The sequence below is a fragment of the Bacteroides sp. 51 genome (genome assembly GCF_010500965.1).
In the GTDB taxonomy this organism is placed as follows: Bacteria; Bacteroidota; Bacteroidia; order Bacteroidales; family Bacteroidaceae; genus Bacteroides.
This window is the reverse complement of sequence record NZ_QVMI01000032.1, coordinates 73,915-92,763: the sequence shown is the minus strand read 5'-3', so window position 1 is coordinate 92,763 and position 18,849 is coordinate 73,915. Positions and strand designations below refer to the sequence as shown.

The 18,849-nt window shown below is 42.7% G+C and carries 12 protein-coding genes; 6 read left to right on the top strand and 6 right to left on the bottom strand.

Annotation, left to right across the window (positions count from 1 at the left end; genetic code table 11):
* Window positions 1-491: 491 nt before the first annotated feature.
* The 3 genes from D0T87_RS19290 to D0T87_RS19280 all read right to left on the bottom strand — a co-directional run bounded on the left by D0T87_RS19290 (window position 492) and on the right by D0T87_RS19280 (window position 6,313).
* Window positions 492-1,901 carry an efflux transporter outer membrane subunit gene (locus D0T87_RS19290; RefSeq protein ID WP_163177114.1) on the bottom strand — a complete coding sequence of 470 codons (1,410 nt, stop codon included), beginning with the start codon at window positions 1,899-1,901 and terminating at the stop codon, window positions 492-494.
* Window positions 1,902-1,903: 2 nt separating this feature from the next.
* Complete coding sequence (locus D0T87_RS19285; RefSeq protein WP_163177112.1) at window positions 1,904-5,071, bottom strand: efflux RND transporter permease subunit; 3,168 nt, start codon at window positions 5,069-5,071, stop codon at window positions 1,904-1,906.
* Between the two features lie 111 nt (window positions 5,072-5,182).
* Window positions 5,183-6,313: an efflux RND transporter periplasmic adaptor subunit gene (locus tag D0T87_RS19280; RefSeq protein WP_163177110.1), complete on the bottom strand. Its 1,131-nt coding sequence runs from the start codon at window positions 6,311-6,313 to the stop codon at window positions 5,183-5,185.
* A 644-nt stretch (window positions 6,314-6,957) separates the two neighbouring features.
* On the opposite strand from D0T87_RS19280, the gene D0T87_RS19275 reads away from it, so the two are divergent.
* Window positions 6,958-7,992 carry a sensor histidine kinase gene (locus tag D0T87_RS19275; RefSeq protein ID WP_163177108.1) on the top strand — a complete coding sequence of 345 codons (1,035 nt, stop codon included), beginning with the start codon at window positions 6,958-6,960 and terminating at the stop codon, window positions 7,990-7,992.
* 19 nt (window positions 7,993-8,011) lie between these two features.
* Entirely contained in the window at window positions 8,012-8,749 is a 738-nt protein-coding gene (locus D0T87_RS19270; protein ID WP_163177106.1) for a LytTR family DNA-binding domain-containing protein, read from the top strand.
* 403 nt (window positions 8,750-9,152) lie between these two features.
* Here the strand turns inward: D0T87_RS19270 and D0T87_RS19265 are convergent, their stop codons facing one another.
* Window positions 9,153-9,692 (bottom strand): epoxyqueuosine reductase QueH, encoded by a 540-nt coding sequence (locus D0T87_RS19265; RefSeq protein WP_163177104.1) that lies wholly within the window; start codon window positions 9,690-9,692, stop codon window positions 9,153-9,155.
* Window positions 9,693-9,918: 226 nt separating this feature from the next.
* Here D0T87_RS19265 and D0T87_RS19260 point away from each other — a divergent pair, with 226 nt between their 5' ends.
* A complete protein-coding gene (locus D0T87_RS19260) occupies window positions 9,919-10,584 on the top strand; it encodes an HD domain-containing protein (RefSeq protein ID WP_163177102.1) in 666 nt (221 codons plus the stop codon).
* A 65-nt stretch (window positions 10,585-10,649) separates the two neighbouring features.
* On the opposite strand, the gene D0T87_RS19255 is transcribed toward D0T87_RS19260, so the two are convergent.
* Entirely contained in the window at window positions 10,650-11,591 is a 942-nt protein-coding gene (locus D0T87_RS19255) for a family 43 glycosylhydrolase (RefSeq protein WP_163177100.1), read from the bottom strand.
* Between the two features lie 241 nt (window positions 11,592-11,832).
* The gene (gene hcp / locus D0T87_RS19250; RefSeq protein ID WP_370526929.1) at window positions 11,833-13,473 is read right to left on the bottom strand and encodes a hydroxylamine reductase; all 1,641 of its coding nucleotides are present in this window, start codon (window positions 13,471-13,473) and stop codon (window positions 11,833-11,835) included.
* Window positions 13,474-13,701: 228 nt separating this feature from the next.
* On the opposite strand from hcp, the gene D0T87_RS19245 reads away from it, so the two are divergent.
* The 3 genes from D0T87_RS19245 (at window position 13,702) to D0T87_RS19235 (ending at window position 18,832) form a co-directional block, all read left to right on the top strand.
* Window positions 13,702-14,265, top strand: coding sequence for an RNA polymerase sigma-70 factor (locus tag D0T87_RS19245; protein ID WP_163177095.1), 564 nt, complete (start codon window positions 13,702-13,704; stop codon window positions 14,263-14,265).
* A gap of 123 nt (window positions 14,266-14,388) precedes the next feature.
* Window positions 14,389-15,363, top strand: a complete 975-nt coding sequence (locus tag D0T87_RS19240) for a FecR family protein (RefSeq protein WP_163177093.1) — start codon at window positions 14,389-14,391, stop codon at window positions 15,361-15,363.
* 217 nt (window positions 15,364-15,580) lie between these two features.
* A complete protein-coding gene (locus tag D0T87_RS19235) occupies window positions 15,581-18,832 on the top strand; it encodes a TonB-dependent receptor (RefSeq protein ID WP_203558738.1) in 3,252 nt (1,083 codons plus the stop codon).
* Window positions 18,833-18,849 lie beyond the last annotated feature (17 nt).

The window sequence follows — 18,849 nt, the reverse complement described above, 5'->3', positions numbered from 1 at the left end:
AAAACTATAAATTCAAATCGAAAAAAAATAAAACCGCTATAAATCATTGATATTTAAATGTTTAATTAATCGTTTCGGGGATTTCTCCGGACACTACTGTAAATGGTTAATAAATTAATCTACAAATAAAGACAGGCTTTATTCAGAAACTCCCTATCGGGATAATGAATATTTTCTGGGAAAACAAGAATATACAGAAAACTCCGGTCTGGAAGATATAAAATACGCTTGTTGCAACAAATTAATAATCAGACCGAAAGAAACTATAGCTCATATGAATGAAGGTATTTTCCGTATTAATAAATTTATTCGTCGCACCGTGGTATATCTTTCGTCGCATCTTGGTGCGACGAAAGATATACCACGGTGCGACGAAACGTATAACGTGTACCAACGAATAGATTCGTTAACGTAAGAAACTACATATTATGATATCAGAGATAGTTGTATGAATGCGCAGGAATAGAAGAGAGAGACACCAAAAACAGAGTTTATTCTATTCCACCGCCCAGCGCTTTATACAGATTCACAGAACATTGTAACTGTTCCAACCTGTCATTCACCTGGTTTAGCAATGCCGATAACAGATTCTGTTCTGCCGTAAGCACTTCCGTATAATTTGCATCACCCGCTTTCAGAAGTTCCTGAGTGAAATATACGGAATTATGACACGCCTTGATCTGCCTTTTCCGTGTATCATTCTTTTTCAACGAAGATTCGAAAGAGAACAATATATCGTTTACTTCCTGTCCGGCATTCAAGACGGTTTGTTCAAACGTTAACAACGCTTCCTGCTGTTGTGCCTTTGCTATTTTCAGGTTTCCGGTTAATTGCTTTTTAGCAAAAAGAGGCTGAGTCAGTCCGCCAATAATACTGGCAAAAATGTTTTCGGGTTTGAAGAAATTGGATAAAGTGTTGGACGTTCCATACCCCAGCGTTCCCGAACTTAGTGTAATTGACGGATAGAAGCTAGCCCGTGCCGCATGCGTCAGTTCGAATGCAGAACGAAAAGACAGTTCCGCCTGTTGCACATCGGGACGTTTAGCCAACATTTGCGCAGGAATACCATACTCAAATTGATTGGAATATCGCTGATCGGAAATGGTAGAACGGGCAATCGGCCCCGGTTTGCGTCCAATCATGGCACATATCGAATTCTCCATCTGCCTGATCTGACTTTCCAAATCAGGAATGCTTGTCTGCGTACTATACAGCAACGCCTTGCTTTGCTCAACGGCTGCACCGTTTTGCAAACCGGCTATTTTCAGCGCCTCGATGGTTTCTACGCTCTCTTCCAGAAGCTTCACCGTTTCAATGGTAATGCCCAGTTTCTCATCCAGTGCCAATAAGGAGTAGTAGGATGTAGCAATATTAGCTACTAAGGAGCTATGGATTAGGTTCTTATAAGCATGACTGTTTAAGAACTGGGCATATTTTGCTTTCGATTGTTTGTTGAGTTTTCCCCAAAGATCAAGTTCCCAACTTGCCGATACGCCAAGGGAATAATCTGTAGAGTGATACCCCAACACATCCTTACCATCCTGACCGTTGCTATGGCGCGAATGATTCACCTGCCCCACCAATGCCACATCGGGGAAATAAGCAGCTTTTGCCATCCCCAAACTAGCTTCTGCCTGCTGTATACGGGTATAGGCTATCTGTAGGTCGAAGTTATTCTCGATACCTTTGTTTATCAAGGCGATGAGATGAGCATCCGTAAAATATTCCTGCCACGGAGTGTTGGCTATGGTCATGGTGTCGGCCGATGTCATTTCTCCGTATAAATTATCTGCATCATAATCGGGTGTTTTGTAATGATATGCGGACCCGCAGGACGTTAATCCTATCAGGGCAACAAGCCCCAATAGAATATATCCTCTTGTATATTTGTTTCTGTTCATAATTATTCTTGATTTTGTTGTGTAATAACCTCGTCATTCGAATTTACCATACCCGATTTACTGAACCTGTCCTGTATAGACTGGAATATGATATACAGGGAAGGAATGACCAGTACCCCGATCAGCGTACCGATAAGCATACCACCAATAGCGCTGATACCGATAGAACGGTTGCCCATGGCGCCTGCACCTGTTGAAAGAGCCAAAGGCAAAAGTCCGAAAATAAAAGCGAAAGAGGTCATCAGGATCGGACGGAAACGGGCTACTGCACCATTAACCGCTGCATCAATGATACGCATTCCCTGTTTTCGGCGTTGGATGGCATACTCTACAATCAAGATCGCATTCTTCGCCAGCAATCCGATAAGCATGATGAGCGATATCTGCACATAAATATTATTTGTAATTCCCTGAGTTAGCCCGAATGCCGACAGGAAGATAAATACGCCTGCCAACCCTACGGGCAGCGAGAATATAACAGCCAACGGCAAGATGTAACTTTCGTACAGAGCGGCCAACAACAGATAAACGAAAATCAAGCAAAGCCCGAATATCAATACGGTTTGGCTGCTACTTTCTGCTTCTTCGCGCGTCATGCCCGAGAACTCATAACTATATCCCGACGGCAAAGACTGTTTCTTTACTTCTTCCAGCGCCTTGATCACGTCGCCCGAACTAAATCCACCCGGATAATTAGGGATAATGGTCAGCTCCATAGACGAATACAAGTTGAACCGGGTACGGGTTTCCGGACCTGTAACGTCTGTAATGGTCAGAAATTCAGTTACAGGAGCCATCTCACCGCTTGCTGTCTTTACGAACAGTCCGTCCAGGTCTTCCAGCTTCGAGCGGTATTCGGGCGCAGCCTGTACCATGACACGGAATTGTTTACCATACAAGTTGAAGTTCGATATATATTGGCTACCGATATACGCCTGCATTGCTCCCATGACTTCGCTCAGCGTCAGTCCCGCATCTTTAATCTTAGGCATATTGGCTTCCAGCTGCTTCTGCGGGAAGTTCGGGTTGAACGTGGTCATGGCCATCATTACTTCATCTCGCTGATTCATCCGGTCGAGGAAGTCATTGGTCACATCGTAAAACTTATAAATATCGCCACCCGTACGGTCTTGCAGGTTTACAGACACCCCGTTGCTAAGTCCGAATCCCATAATAGTGGGTGTACCGAAGAACATGAACGTAGCGTTGTTTATCGACTTTGTTTTTTCGGTCAGGATAGCGGCAATCTCGTCTGCTGTGATTTTGCGGTCGTCCCAATGATCCATTTTAATGATCAGAGATCCATACGAGCTACCCAACCCACTCATAAAGCTTATCCCGCTAAGGCTACCCAGATTCTTCACTTCGGGTATTTCATTGGCTATCTCGTTGACTGCCTGCACAATGGAGTCGGTTCTCTCCATAGACGAACCCGGAGGCAGGGTGATCATTCCCATCACCGCACCACTATCTTCCTGCGGTACGAATCCGGTAGGTATGATGTTCATTAGTCCGAAAAGTATGGCCGAACTCACTGCAATAATACCGACAGTAATCCAACGGTGGCCTTTCTTTCCTAAAAAGACCAACGACTTTTTATACTTGGAAGTAGCCGCTTCGAATCCGATATTGAAGAAGTAGTAGAACCTTTTGATAAAACTCTTTTTTCCTTCTTTCTCATCGTGCGGTTTCAGGAAAAGGGCACACAAAGCGGGACTTAACGTCAGGGCGTTGATAGCAGAAATAAAGATGGCAACCGCCAGCGTCAGTCCGAATTGTTTGTAGAATATACCTGTTGTCCCGCCAATGAAACTTACCGGAATAAACACCGAGGCCATAACCAGTGTAATAGATATAATGGCCGGAGCTATCTCGCCCATTGCTTTAATGGCTGCCTGCTTAGGATCTTTGACTCCGCTTTCGAGCTCGGCGTGCACAGCCTCAACCACCACAATGGCGTCATCGACCACAATACCAATGGCCAATACCAAAGCAAACAAGGTGAGCAGATTGATAGAGAAGCCCATGATCCACAGGAAGAAGAAGGTTCCGATAATGGCTACCGGCACAGCAATAGCGGGTATAAGTGTGGACCTGAAATTCTGAAGGAATACAAACACAACAAGGAAAACAAGTACGAATGCTTCGAGCAGCGTAGTTATTACCTTATTTATAGAGGCATTAAGGAAGTCACTTACGTCCATAAGGTATGTAATCTTCAATCCGGGAGGGAAATCTTCCTCTGCTTTTGTCAGTTCCTCTTTTACTTTTTTAATTACTTCCTGCGCATTTGAACCTGCGGTCTGGCTGATAGCCATCATAATAGCAGGGTTACCATCGGTATTTGTAACCACACTATACATTAATGAGCCTAGTTCTACACCGGCAACATCGCTCATCCGGACGATCTTTCCTTCGGATGAACGGATGATAATGTTTTCGAATTCTTCTACGGAAGATAATCGTCCGGTATATTTCAGCGTGTATTGGAATGCCTGGTTACTGTTTTCTCCCAACTGGCCCGGAGCAGCCTCGATGTTCTGATCCCTGAGTGCATTGATCACTTCATCCGTTGAGATTTTATAAGATGCCATCACGTCGGGTTTCAGCCAGATACGCATGGAATAGTCATTTGCTCCAAACACCTCGGCACTACCTACCCCATACACACGTTTGATCTGGGGAATAATATTGATGTTGGCATAATTCTGTAGAAACTTGGCGTCGTAATCCGGGTTTTCGGATACGAAAGACATCATCAGGATATTACTCGTCTGCTGTTTTGTAACAGTTACACCCGCTTGCGTTACTTCGGCCGGTAACAGAGAAGAGGCTTGGTTTACAAGGTTCTGCACGTTTACCGTTGCCATATCAGGGTTGATTCCCTGTTTGAAATAGACGGTTATTGTAGCAGCGCCGGTTTCGGTGGATGAGGTCATATATGTCATCCCTTCCACACCGTTAATGGCTTCTTCCAATGGAATGATTACGCTGTTCATGATTACATCGGAGTTGGCTCCGCTGTACGAAGCCTCGACCTGCACGGTAGGGGGAGCAATATCGGGATACTGTTCTACGGGTAGCATGTTCATTCCTATTATCCCCAATACTACGATGATAATAGATATTACGGTGGATAAAACGGGACGTTCAATGAATGTTTTTAACATGTTTTCTTGTTTTAAAATGGATGCAAATAGTGCATAAAGATCCTTCCCCTACGCCTTTTGGGCATAGGAGGATCTTTTGAAACACACACAAATGAAAGTTAATTGTTGAGCTTAATTAGAAGCAGTAAGGTCCAGGTCTGATTTTATTGATATCTTCATTCCGTTCCGGAGTGTTGCCACACCGTCGGTCACAATTTTGTCTCTGTCCGACAGTCCGCCTGTTACGGCATAATCTTGTCCGTTTGGCATGGTTTGAACGGATATAATCTGTTGTTTTACGGTATCGCCTTCCAGTTTAAAGACCAAAACTTTATCCTGTTGTGCGAATGTAGCTTTCTGAGGTATTACAAACACATCGTCAAGAACTTTAGGAATGATAATCTTTCCACTTGTTCCACTTCTCAGTTTGCCCGATTTATTAGAGAACTCGGCACGGAAGTTTGCAGTACCGGTGGTTATATCTACGGTTCCGGTTATGGTTTCTATTCTGCCGGTTTCTTCATATTGCGAACCATCTGCGAGAATTAAAGTAACAGGAGGCATATTCTTTATTTTTTCAGATTGCGATGATCCTTCTACACCATCCATAAAATCCATCAGCTTTCGCTCATTCAATGAGAAGTAAGCGTACACATTGCCTGTATTGGCTATGGTGGTCAATGTGTTGGCACTATTTACCAAACTACCAGTACGATAGGGTATTGAACCCACAACTCCATCTACAGGACTGGTTACGGTTGTCCAACTCATCGTAGCCTTTGCATTCTTCAGCGTAGCTTCGGCTTGTTGCAGAGAGGCCAATGCTGTTTCGTAAGCATTTTCATACGTCAGCAGTTGCACTTCACTCACAATTCCTTTCTCGGCCAACGGGCGATAACGTGCTACATCTACCTGTGCTGTATTCACCCGTGCTTTTTCACTATTCACGGCAGCCTGTGCAGAAGTAAGAGATTGTTCGGAAGAAGGAGAGTTGATCTTGAATAATGCCTGACCGGCTTTTACAGCAGAGCCTTCATCTACGAATATAGCTTCTATATAGCCATCTACACGGGGTTTTACTTCAATATCTTCCTGTCCTTTGATTGTTGCAGGATATACGGTTTGCATATTCGCCTCTTGTCTGGCCATTGTCATTACCGGATATTCGGCAACCTCCATCTTCTGATTAACCTGATTACTATTACCACATGAGGCAAATCCCAACAGGGCAATTACCCCACCCAAAAACATCTTCATTTTCATTATCATTAAGTATTAAGTATGCTTATTACTAACTAACTATAGATTTAAATAAGTAGCTAAAAAAGACAGTAGAGTTATAACTACTGCAATAACTGCTGTCATCATAGATTCGCTGTTGGCTGCTTTCACTTCCTGTGAGTACAATCCGGTTTTGTTTTTTTCGTTCATCATCTTATAAATCATTTCAAATGCGTTATCTATTTAAGTAGACGATTCAACTTTCAGAATATTTTAAAGGGGGCGAGGTCTTAAATTATCCGTTATACCTTTTCATTTTAATTAACCGCAGAGTTACGCAGATTAACGCAGAGGCACAAATTAGAGTTTAAAACTCCGCGTTAATCTGCGTAACTCTGCGGTTAAAAGAGAACCTAACATTCCTGCTCTTGCCCTAGGTTTCGAAAGCGAAGTACGAGAAATTCCGCAACACTTCAAAACTAATTCAATGAACGCAAGAACTATCTGTACGAACGGTTTATGAATGGACAACGAACCATTTAAATTGGAAAGAATAGCCAGGAATACACTTTGGTTGAAGCTACAATTAAATTGGTTGCGAATGCTGGGGATTTGATTGAATTAATTTGTTTTTATATCCTGATTATTACTACATTTAAATCAGATTTCATTTAGTTTTATATTCAATGAGTAAGATTTTTAATTATATACGTTCATCGGCCAGTTGCCAAACCATACTTGTCTGGACGAGCATTTACCTGGTAGGCTTTATACAGAACCTTTGGATAAGCGTAGAGTGGTCGCTTAAAGTAGGGACACTGAATTTTGTTTGTATGTTGATTGTGTATTATACAACTCATAAAATACTGATCCCCAAGCTATTGATAAGGGGCAGAAAGATATGGTATTTTATTTGTTCTGTTATATTGGTGGTACTATTTGCGAATGTCTGCTCCCGTTTCGAATTATATTTCTTTGATTGCCTTGGCATTGATCTGGACCTCGAATTTAAACATATCTTCTCCATTTCGCGGTATGCTACTCTTTTTATATTAACGTATACCATATCCAGCATTATCTTCTTTTATAGAAGAACAACAGAAGATGCGAGGTTAAAAGCTGAATTACTGTCGGAAAAGAAGATGCTGGAAGCACGGGTTTTAAAGTCGCAGATCAACTCACATTTTATATTCAATGCATTGAATAACATCTACTCGATGATCTATTTCAAAGATCAGTACACTTCGGGATATGTATTAAAGCTGGCACATATGATGCGCTATGTCATGGAGGATTGCGAAACAGAACTGACCCCACTATCAAAGGAAATTGATTATATCGAAAACTTTATTGATTTCCAGAAACTCCGCTTCGAGAACGATAAGAATATAACATTTACCTATAAAGTAGAAGATAATTCGTATATATCCGTGCCTCCGATGCTTTTGCAACCCTTGGTAGAAAACTGTTTTAAGCATACGCCTCTCGAAGTAGATAAGAATAGCTACATACATATCTTATTGGAGGTCGCAGAGAAAGGAATACATTTCGTTTCTGAAAACAGTCAACCGCTTATTAAGAACAAAGCCGAATCAACCAAAGTGGGTATAGGTATTGAAAATGTAAAAAAGAGACTGGAACTTTATTATGAGAATGATTATCTGCTGGAAATTACTGATAATCCGGATTCATTTAAAGTAGAATTATCTATCAATTTATAAATCTATCAAAGTAGAGATCATGACCGAGACATTTAAAGTTCTTATACTTGATGATGAATACCATGCCCGCAAATTATTGTCGGAGTATGTTTCTAAATTACCTTTTCTTGAACAGGTAGGAACAGCGGCAAATGTATTTGAAGCAATGGATGTTTTACGAAAGGAGAAAGTCGACATCATGTTGTCTGATATTCAAATGCCCGAGATTACAGGACTGGAATTCACACGGAGCCTTAAGAATCCGCCAACGGTTATTTTCACGACTGCTTATTCGGAATATGCAGTTGAGAGTTATGAGTTGGATGTAGCAGACTATCTGTTGAAACCAATTGCATTTCCCCGTTTTCTACAGGCTATAAATAAGGTGGTAGGAAGAAAAGGTGAGAATAAAGTCCAGCAGCAGGTGGTTGATAGAGAAGAGCCGCTTCCGGAAAAAGCCCATGAGAGCAGCATTGTTGTGAAAAGCGGATATAAGCTATATAACATAAGCTACGATAGCTTGTTGTATGTTGAGGGGCAGCGGGAGTATGTTACTTTTCATACCACAAAGCAGAAGATTACAACACTGTATTCACTGAAAGATCTGGAAGAGAAATTGCCTTCTTCTCAGTTTGTAAGGATACATAAGTCTTATATTGTATCGATCAGGTGTATTGAATTGATAGACAAGAATACGCTTCATATTTTGGATAAGAAATTGCCTATTGGAGGGATTTATAAGGATGCGTTGATAAAGGTGTTTGAGGAGAGGGTGTGAAGGATGTATCTCAAAACGGATTTCCACAAAAAAAGTATCATTAGTCACATTGGCGCATTAAGCTGTTGATTATCAGAGTTATATTTTACATAATTTACATGTAGAAGTAACATCCTAATATCACAAGTATCATTGAATGATATTAAGAGGTGCGGGTGAATACGATGTTAACTGTGTTCGTGCATGCAACTATCAATCGTTTGTCAATGGTAAGGATTGCTTCCGGAATACTATAGGAAAGGGAGTCAGTTGAAAGTCCAAAGAGTCCCGAAAGACCCGGGTGTTTTGCACAATTAGACCCGGGTCTTTCATACCCATACACCCGGGTCTTTCGGAGGAATACACCCGGGTGTATTTAAGGTTGATCCTGTTGCGCATGTGGCTAATATAGGTTTATAAGATACTATTTTCTTATACTAAACTCGCAACCGCAATACTGTTGATTATAGAAGCCATTTTCCTGCAACAGCACTTTCCGGCGTTCGGTGAGTCCGCCTTTCTTCCAGTCTTTCTCCCAAAACTGAATGCCATCCACTCGTGAAGCGGCCCAATTTCCGGCTTCTACAATTTGTGCAAAGCTTTTCCAACGCGATCCTGCGAGTGTGGTAGTGATTTTAGCGAAACCCATTTCGGAGGCCAAAAGAGCGGTTGCCTCCAATCGTATCTTAAAACACTGGAAGCAACGTGACCCTCTCTCGGGTTGGTCTTCCAATCCGGCAACTTTAGTTAACCAGTATTCATGGTCATAGTCGCCATCTACAAAACTAACTCCCTGTGAGAGAGCGTATTTTATGCACTCCTCTTTGCGAATCAGGTACTCTTCGGCGGGATAGATATTGGGGTTGAAATAGAATAAAGTAGGAACAATATCATTGTTCAACATCCATTCAATAATGGGTGCCGAACAGGGAGCACAACAACAATGTAACAATACTTTTTCCATATCAAATCTTTAATCCTTATCCCGGAATCATAATCATGCAAAGATACACATTCTTTTATGTAAATCTATGATCATGCACAGTCTGGTCAACTATCTTTTTATTGGCATAGGTTGAGCTTTCTGCGGGTATCAGTTTAACAATTACAGTAGAGTCGGGCTTGGGGACTTAATAAAAACTTAAAATTTCTCTTTATCTTTGATGCAGATTAAAAATAAGATCAGACCAATGAAAAGAATCACATTTGCAGACATTAAGCATTCACAGGAAGTCAGAACATATATTAAACAGGCCGATGCCTCGCTTGAAGCATTAGGATATACCGAACATAGTTTTGCACATTGCACTAAGTGTGCAGAAGTAGCCGGAGACATATTGAGTGAACTTGAGTATGATCCGCATGAGATAGAACTGGCCAGGATTGCCGCTTTTATGCACGATATCGGCAATGTAGTCAACCGGGTAGACCATGCGCAAAGCGGGGCTATCATGGCTTTCCGTTTATTAGATAAGATGGGAATGGACGCTAAAGATACGGCAGCAGTTATCACAGCCATTGGAAATCATGACGAAGCCACGGCATATCCGGTGAATGCGGTAGCAGCAGCGCTTATTCTTGCTGATAAAACGGATGTACGGCGCAGCCGGGTACGTAATCAGGCAACCATTTACACAGATATTCACGACCGCGTTAATTATGCCGTAGAACAGGCGATTGTAAAACTAAAGAAAGAAGAGAAAACCATTACGCTTCATCTAACGATTGACACGGAGATTTGCCCGGTAATGGAATACTTCGAGATTTTCCTCGAACGTATGTTGCTCTGCCGCAAGGCCGCAGATTTCTTTGAACTAAAATTCAAACTAGCGATCAATGGAAATGCACTATTATAGACACTCCGTAGGGGCGGTTCGCGAACCGCCCGAAAATGGCTTTCTGTGTATTCTCTGAAAGAATATTACTTCTTATATAATTTCCCTGTCTGAACCACCTTTTGTATCGTTCCATCAGCATTGAAATACAATTTGTCTACGCAAATAGAACGTAGGTTTCCCCTGCCGGACAATACACTATTGTGATAGAAAGCATACCATTGGCCTTTATACTCCACTACTGAACCATGACTGGTGTCACAACCTGTAGGTTCCAGATAAATACCCTGATACGTCCAGGGGCCAAGTGGATTTTTGCTCGTAGCGTAATTCAAACGATTGGCGCCTTTTCCATCTTCGCGGTTGTTGTCGGCATAAGTGAGATAGTATGTACCATTTCTTTTGAATACCCATGTGGCTTCATGGAAATCTTTCAAACCCTCCATAAAAGTCAGAGGTTCGGCAAGTTCTACCATATTATCTTTTAGTCTGGCACCTGCGCAGCGGGCTCCTCCGCCATAATAAAAATACGCCTGGCCGTCATCGTCAACGAATACGCAAGGATCGATCATGGCAAAGTTGTCTTCTCCCAGATTCAGATAGCCTTGCACTTCAAAATCGCTTGCCGGCTTTTTGCTGGTTGCAATGCCTACTTTCCAGGTTTTATTCCATTCGGTACCGCTTGGATGAGGGAAATAGAAATAATAGGTTCCATTCCTGTACGCACAATCGGGTGCCCACATAAAACCACCTTCGGGCCTACCCCAGGGCACCTGACTTGAATTGAGAATTTCGCCGTGATCCGTCCAATTTACCATATCGTCGGTAGAGAACACATGGTATCTATCCATCCGATCGCAACCTTTAGGCGGGTCTATATCGTGTGAAGGATAAACATATAACCGACCATCTTCCCAAACATGAGCCGAAGGGTCGGCGGTATAAATATGCCTGACGAACGGATTCTCCTGAGCAAAGCACAATCCTGTCGTGCAAATCACAATAAAAGCAAATAGTGTCCTTTTCATAATTTCGTTTTTAATTAGTATAAGGACAAAAGTAAATGCGACTACTTAACAGAGAGGTTAACAGGATAATTAATCAAGAATTAAAAAACGGGAAAAAGAGAAAGTTTATGCCTGGATTTAACTATTTCAGCATTTCGTTGCTTAATTTGCTAACTTTATTCGTTTACTATCTGTAATCACCTTGATGATACAAACGTCTCTCCCCTAAGCAAGAAAAGTATCTTAAAGGAGAGAAGTTTGATTATGCACCCATCCAATCTCTCATATCATCTTCAACCGTAGAAATACCTCCAATGCCAAAGTTCTCTACCAAGACCTTAGTTACATTTGCTGATAGGAAGGCGGGCAAGGTCGGTCCCAGATGGATGTTTTTAACCCCAAGGCTGAGTAAAGCAAGTAATACAATGACTGCTTTTTGTTCGTACCAGGCTATGTTATAAACAATGGGTAGTTCATTAATATCTTTCAGTCCGAAAGCATCTTTCAGGGCCAAAGCAATAACGACCAGCGAGTAGCTATCATTGCATTGTCCGGCATCCAGGACACGGGGAATACCTCCGATATCGCCCAGAGGAAGTTTATTATATCGGTATTTGGCACATCCGGCTGTGAGGATTACCGAGTCGCCGGGCAGTGCTTCGGCAAAGTCGGTATAATAGGAGCGGGTTTTCATGCGACCGTCGCAACCTGCCATAACAACAAACTTCCTGATGGCTCCGGATTTTACGGCTTCCACCACTTTATCGGCCAAAGCCAACACTTGGTTGTGAGCAAATCCGCCAATGATTTCTCCTTCTTCAATGGCCTGAGGTGGCGCGCATTTCCGGGCATGAGCTATCAGGGCGGAGAAGTCTTTGGGCTTTCCGTCACCACGGGCAGGAATATGCGTTGCGCCCGGCAATCCGGAAGAGCCGGTGGTATAGATGCGATCGGCATAGGTGCTGGACTTTGACGGGGGCACAATGCAATTGGTCGTAAACAGGAATACGCCATTAAAGTGTTCGAATTCTTCATGTTGTTTCCACCATGCATTACCATAATTGCCAATAAAATGAGGGTATTTCTTAAAAGCCGGATAGTAATTGGCCGGAAGCATCTCACTGTGTGTATACACATCTACCCCTGTACCTTCGGTTTGTATAAGTAGCTCCTCGAAGTCTTTCAGATCGTGCCCGCTTACCAGAATACCGGGATTCTTACCCACACCAATATTTACTTTTGTAATCTCCGGATGCCCATAAGCCGATGTATTTGCCTTGTCCAGCAAAGCCATAGCTTTAACTCCACACTCTCCAACGTTTAATGCCAGCGCTGTTAAATGAGCTGCATCAATATCTTTCCGGCTAATCTCCATCAATGCGTTTTCAATCATCTGATAAATATCCTCATCTTCAAAGCCCAGATTCAGAGCATGTTCGGCATAAGCGGCGGCTCCTTTAACTCCATACGTTATCAGTTGTTTGAGCGAACGTATGTCTTCATTGGCCTCATTCAATACGCCAACCGTGCTTCCAGATGCATGATATTGAGTGGGAAAGGCCTCAAAGTAGATCTCATCCAATGCAGGTAGCGAAATATTATTCGCCTTTGCTATACCAACCAACCGGGCCTTAACAGATAAAGCCCGGGTTATCCGTTCGCGAATAGCATCATCATCAAAATTGGCATTGGTAATGGTACAGAACAATGCGTCAAGTATTTGCCAGCTGGCTTCTTTACTTGCCAACCCCTTGGTTCTCAGCGTTTCATTTACGCCCGACATACCACGAACCACATAAACCAACAGGTCCATCAGATGCGCCGTTTCCGGCTCTTTGCCACAGACTCCCTTTACAGTACAGCCTTTTCCGCCGGCTGCCTCCTGACATTGAAAACAAAACATACGATCCATAATTTTATTTATTATTTAATTAATCCGGGAACAAAAGTAATGCAGGCTGTTGCATCAAAAGTGTAACACATGTTACACTACCCCAAAAATATTTTTGCAACCATCCATATGGCGGAATGCTATAAATTCAATACAGGAATAGGATGCTATATCAAATATTGTTTTAACTTTGTCAAAATATAGATCTAATACTATATCCAATAACATAAAGCAAAGACCATGAATCGTGGGGATGAGAACACAAGCTTCGAAAAAGTGTATGTTTTACACTATTCAAGATTAAAGCGCTTTGCCCGGGAATATGTGCTGGTAGAAGAAGATGCCGAGAACATTGTCCATGATGTATTTACGGGGTTATGGGAAAGGTGGGACACTTTCTCATCGCATAGTAATTTGCTGGCTTTCTTGTTTATGTCGGTAAAGAACAAATGCGTTGATCATCTTAGGCGCAAGGTGTTATTTCAGAAAGCAGAAGATAAAATCACGGAAGAATACTTTCTTACGCTACGCGCCAATCTCCAATCACTTGATGTTTTCAATCATAGTTTCTCTGACGAAAGGGATATTGAGCAACGAATAGCCCAGGCCATTCAAACACTGCCCGAGAAATGCAGGGAGATTTTCATTAAAAGTAAGATTGAAGGTAAAAAGCAAAAAGAGATATCGGAAGAACTAAACATCTCGGTTAAAACGATTGAATCACAGATTACTATTGCGTATAAAAAATTACGGAATGAACTGAAGGATTATCTTCCATTGTTCTTTTTCTTATTTATCGAGTAGTAAATCTGCGAACCGCCCCTACAAGTCATTTTATCTATTTTTATCTATACCTTTAAATATTTCTTTTTTATTTTAGGGGGATTCCAAATTCCATTCGTTACTAACATATACAACCAGGAATAAATGGATAAAGACTATATCATAAAATACTTCACCGGAGAGTTAACCCCTAAGGAGCGCGTTGAACTATTACAGGCAATCGAAGAAGACGAAAGCCTTAAAGAAGAATTCAATGCCTACCGGAACCTGAACGGACTTATGGCTCTATCCGGCACCCAGCGCGACCAGGAGGAAGGAAGCGCCAGCTATAAACTATTCCTTGCTCAAAAACGTGGAAACCGCCTCCGGAGGTTATACACAAAGATTGCCCAATATGCAGCCATCGCCACCTTACTTATTGCAGGTTCCTGGATGGCGGCTTATTTCTATTATGACTATAATGCCCTGAACAGCATTCAATACAACACCCTTTCCGTCCCCGCCGGGCAACATGCCATGCTGACACTGAGCGATGGAACAGAAATCTGGATGAATGCCCGTTCTTCCATTCGCTACCCATCACAATTCAACCGCGAAACAAGAGAGGTTGAATTGCAGGGCGAAGCCTATTTTAAAGTAACCCGAAACACGGAGCACCCCTTTATTGTATCCACCCCATCGCTCCGGGTCAATGTATTGGGTACCACTTTCAACATTAAGTGCGATGAAAACAAAGCGTCTACCGACGTCAGCCTGTTGGAAGGGTCGGTAGAGGTCGGCTTCACCGGCAACTCCCGCAAAATACGACTCAAGCCCATGCAAAACCTGAATCTGGGCGACGGTAAAGTCAAGATCACCAGACTGGAAAATGAAAACGACTTCCTTTGGAAACAGGGCATTCTGTTCTTCGATAAAGTACCACTGTCCGAGATCGCGAAGAAAATAGAATGGCACTATGATACAAAAGTAATCATCGCCAACGAGAAAATAGGAGAACAAATCTATTCCGGAAAGTTCCGCCAGCAAGACGGCCCGTACGAGATATTAAGAATATTACAAAAAACGAACGGATTTAAACTGAAGAAAGATGATGTAAACAACATTATTGAAATTATATAATCAACCTATTGTCTAATACTAAAAACACATACTGCCTATGAGAAAATAACCGTACCCCCTGAAAAAGAGTACGGCAAGTGCCCCACACCCGCCGTACAGAAGTCAAACAAACTCAAATCTAGTATTAAAAGAATTCATTTAACATCACAAAGTTATGAAAATAAATCCTTTGTCTATACCATCATGTCTCCAAAAACATGATAAATCTGTTAAAGTTATGAAGATATCGTTATTCTTGTTATTTATTTGTGTTTTCCAGCTCATGGCTACAAACACATCCGCACAAGAAGCAACCGTGCATGTTACTTCAAAGAAGATGCCACTCGAGCAACTCATCAAAGAAATCGAAGAGCAAACCAGCTACCTGGTGGTATACAGTAATAACAAACTGGAAACCAAGCAAACAGTTACAGTTAAGTCTACCACAGGAAAAGTAAAAGAGATACTCAGTCAGGCGCTGAAAGATACGAATCTTGAATATATCTTTGATAATGACTACATCATTTTACGTGCGCAACCGGAAAGCAAAGCGGTACAAACAGCACAGGAAGTCAAACAATCGGGCATAGAGGTACGAGGCATTGTCACCGACGCAAACAAAGAGCCGATTATCGGTGCAAGCGTTATGGTGAAGAAAACCGCTAGCGGAACCATCACCGATTTCAACGGAAACTTTACGCTACGCGCCAATCCCGGCGACCAATTGGTCATTTCTTACATAGGCTATATCGCCCAGGAAGTCACAGTAGACAGTAAAACCGCCTTGTCTATTATCCTTCAGGAAGACAACTTCAGCCTGGACGAGGTTGTCGTAATCGGTTACGGCACCCAACGCAGGGGCGACCTGACAAGCTCCGTATCCACCATCAAATCCGATGAATTCAACAAAGGTATGACCCAGGATGTAGGGCAACTCATTCAGGGTAAAGTAGCCGGTCTGACCATTTCATTAACATCGGGCGACCCTACGGCAGGCACACAGATGTTGTTACGCGGACGCTCCACCATTAACGGAACAAACACCAACCCGTTGGTTATCATCGACGGCGTACCGGGCGACTTTAACCTCATCTCGCCCGATGATATCGAAAGTATCGATGTACTTAAAGACGGCTCGGCAGCCGCTATTTATGGTACACGCGGTACAAACGGCGTAATTATCATTACCACCAAAAGAGCCAAAGAGACCAACTTCAACCGGGTGGAATACAGCACCTACGTCTATACGCAAGCCATTGCCAAAAAGATGGATATGCTTACCGCCAGCGACTACCGCCGGCAAATAGCCGAAGGTTACCGCCCGGAAAGCTGGGATAAAGGTCACGACACCGACTGGCTCAAAGAAGTAACCAGAACCCCGTTCAGTCATGTTCACAACCTGAGTTTCACAGGCGGTAACCAAAGAACAAACTATCTGTTGAATGCCAACTATCGCGACCAGCAAGGTATCTTTAAGAAATCGGACAATAGAAACCTGAACATCCGTGCGAAGATCAATCACAACATGTTCGACGATAAACTGAAAGCGAGCTTCGAGATCATCAACACCCAAAACCGGTATACAACCACCGGAGACGGGTATAGTTTCAATGGTTATACCTACCGTCAGGCACAGATCATGAATCCAACCGCTCCTGTTAAGAACGAAGACGGGGCGTGGTATGAAGAACCCGGACTGTTCAACTATGAAAACCCCGTGTCGCGTCTGTACGAAAGTGATGGCCGCAACAAATCGCAGTTCTCCCGCCTGAATGCGAACCTGACTTATAATCCAATCAAGGATTTAACCCTAACCGCCTTATTCTCGTACAGTAAATACAACCAGACAAGAGGATATTCGGAAACCAAGAACCACATCTCCAATATCCGCGACTCTAAGAATGGTTTTGCATCCAACGGACAGGATGAATCTATCGACCGCCTGATGGACCTCACCGCTCAATACAGTAAAACAATCGGCGATCATAAATTCTCCATATTGGGTGGATACAGTTACCAGGAAAATGAATATTATAAATTCTGGATCAATAATGAAGACTTCCCTACCGACATTTTCGGTTACTCACAAATACAACTCGGCGAAGGTCTATCCGATAAGAAAAGCAGCCTCAGCAGCGACAGAGGAGAGAACAACCTGATCGGTTTCTTTGGCCGGGCAACCTATTCATTCAAAGATCGTTACCTCTTCATGGCGAGTTTACGATACGAAGGAGCAAGCCAATTGGTAAACACCAACAACGAATGGGGGCTATTCCCGGCCGTATCACTTGGATGGCGCTTAAGTGAAGAAAGCTTCATCAAATCCCTGAATATCTTTGATGATCTGAAACTACGCGCAGGCTACGGTGTAACCGGAAGCCAGCCAAACGATCCATTCATTGGCACAGCTACACTTAAATATTCCGGTTATTATTATTCGGATGGGAAATGGATCAGAACCTTACTTCCCGACCGGAACACCAACCGCCATATCAAATGGGAAGAAAAGCATGAATGGAATGTCGGTCTTGACTTCGGCGTGTTAGGCAATCGCATCAGTGGCTCTATTGATTATTACAACCGCGACATCAAGGACCTTATTTATAGCTTCTCTGTGCCTGTTCCTCCCAACCTGGTTAACAGTACAACAGCCAATGTGGGTAAACTACGCAATAGAGGTCTGGAAATATTAGTGAACTTCATTCCGGTTCAGACAAAGGATTTCAGTTGGAGTTCGAGCGTAAACTTCTCAACAAACAGCGACAAACTCGTCAGCCTGTCGAATGATCTTTATCAGGTTTCCTCCAATTACCTTTATGAGGGAGGTACCGGCGAACCGATCCAGACCAACACACACCGCATAGAAATTGGCGGTAAGATTGGCGATTTCTTTGGTTACAAGGTAGTAGATGTCGACGAGAATGGAAAATGGATTTACCTTGACGGAGAAGGAAACCATGTGGGCTATGACGATTTCCTCAGCATGAAGAACAACGATAACAAGCATGTACTTGGCAATGGTTTGCCTAAATTCTATGCCGGCTGGAACAATAACTTCAGATACAAGAACTGGGATTTAAGCATCACCATGCGCGGAGCATTCGATTACCAGATCCTGAACTTCCAGCGTATGTACTACGAGAATACAAGCATTATGAACTACAACCGTCTGAAATCGTCCGAACATAAAGTATTCGGTAAGGCGGTGTTGAGCAAGGAGATGCCATTGGAATTCAACAGTTATTATATTGAAGACGGCGATTTCTGGAAGATAGACAACATCACCCTGGGATATAACTTCCCGAAAACCGGTACAAAATACATCAAGTCCATTCGCGTTTATGGTTCTGTTTCGAACGCTTTCACCATCACCGGGTATAAAGGAATGGACCCGGAAGTAAACAGAGTGGGACTTTCACCTGGTAACGACGCCCGTGACAAATACCCTACAACAAGAACATTCACCGTGGGAGCAAACATTGTATTTTAACTAAAGAATCTGACTAA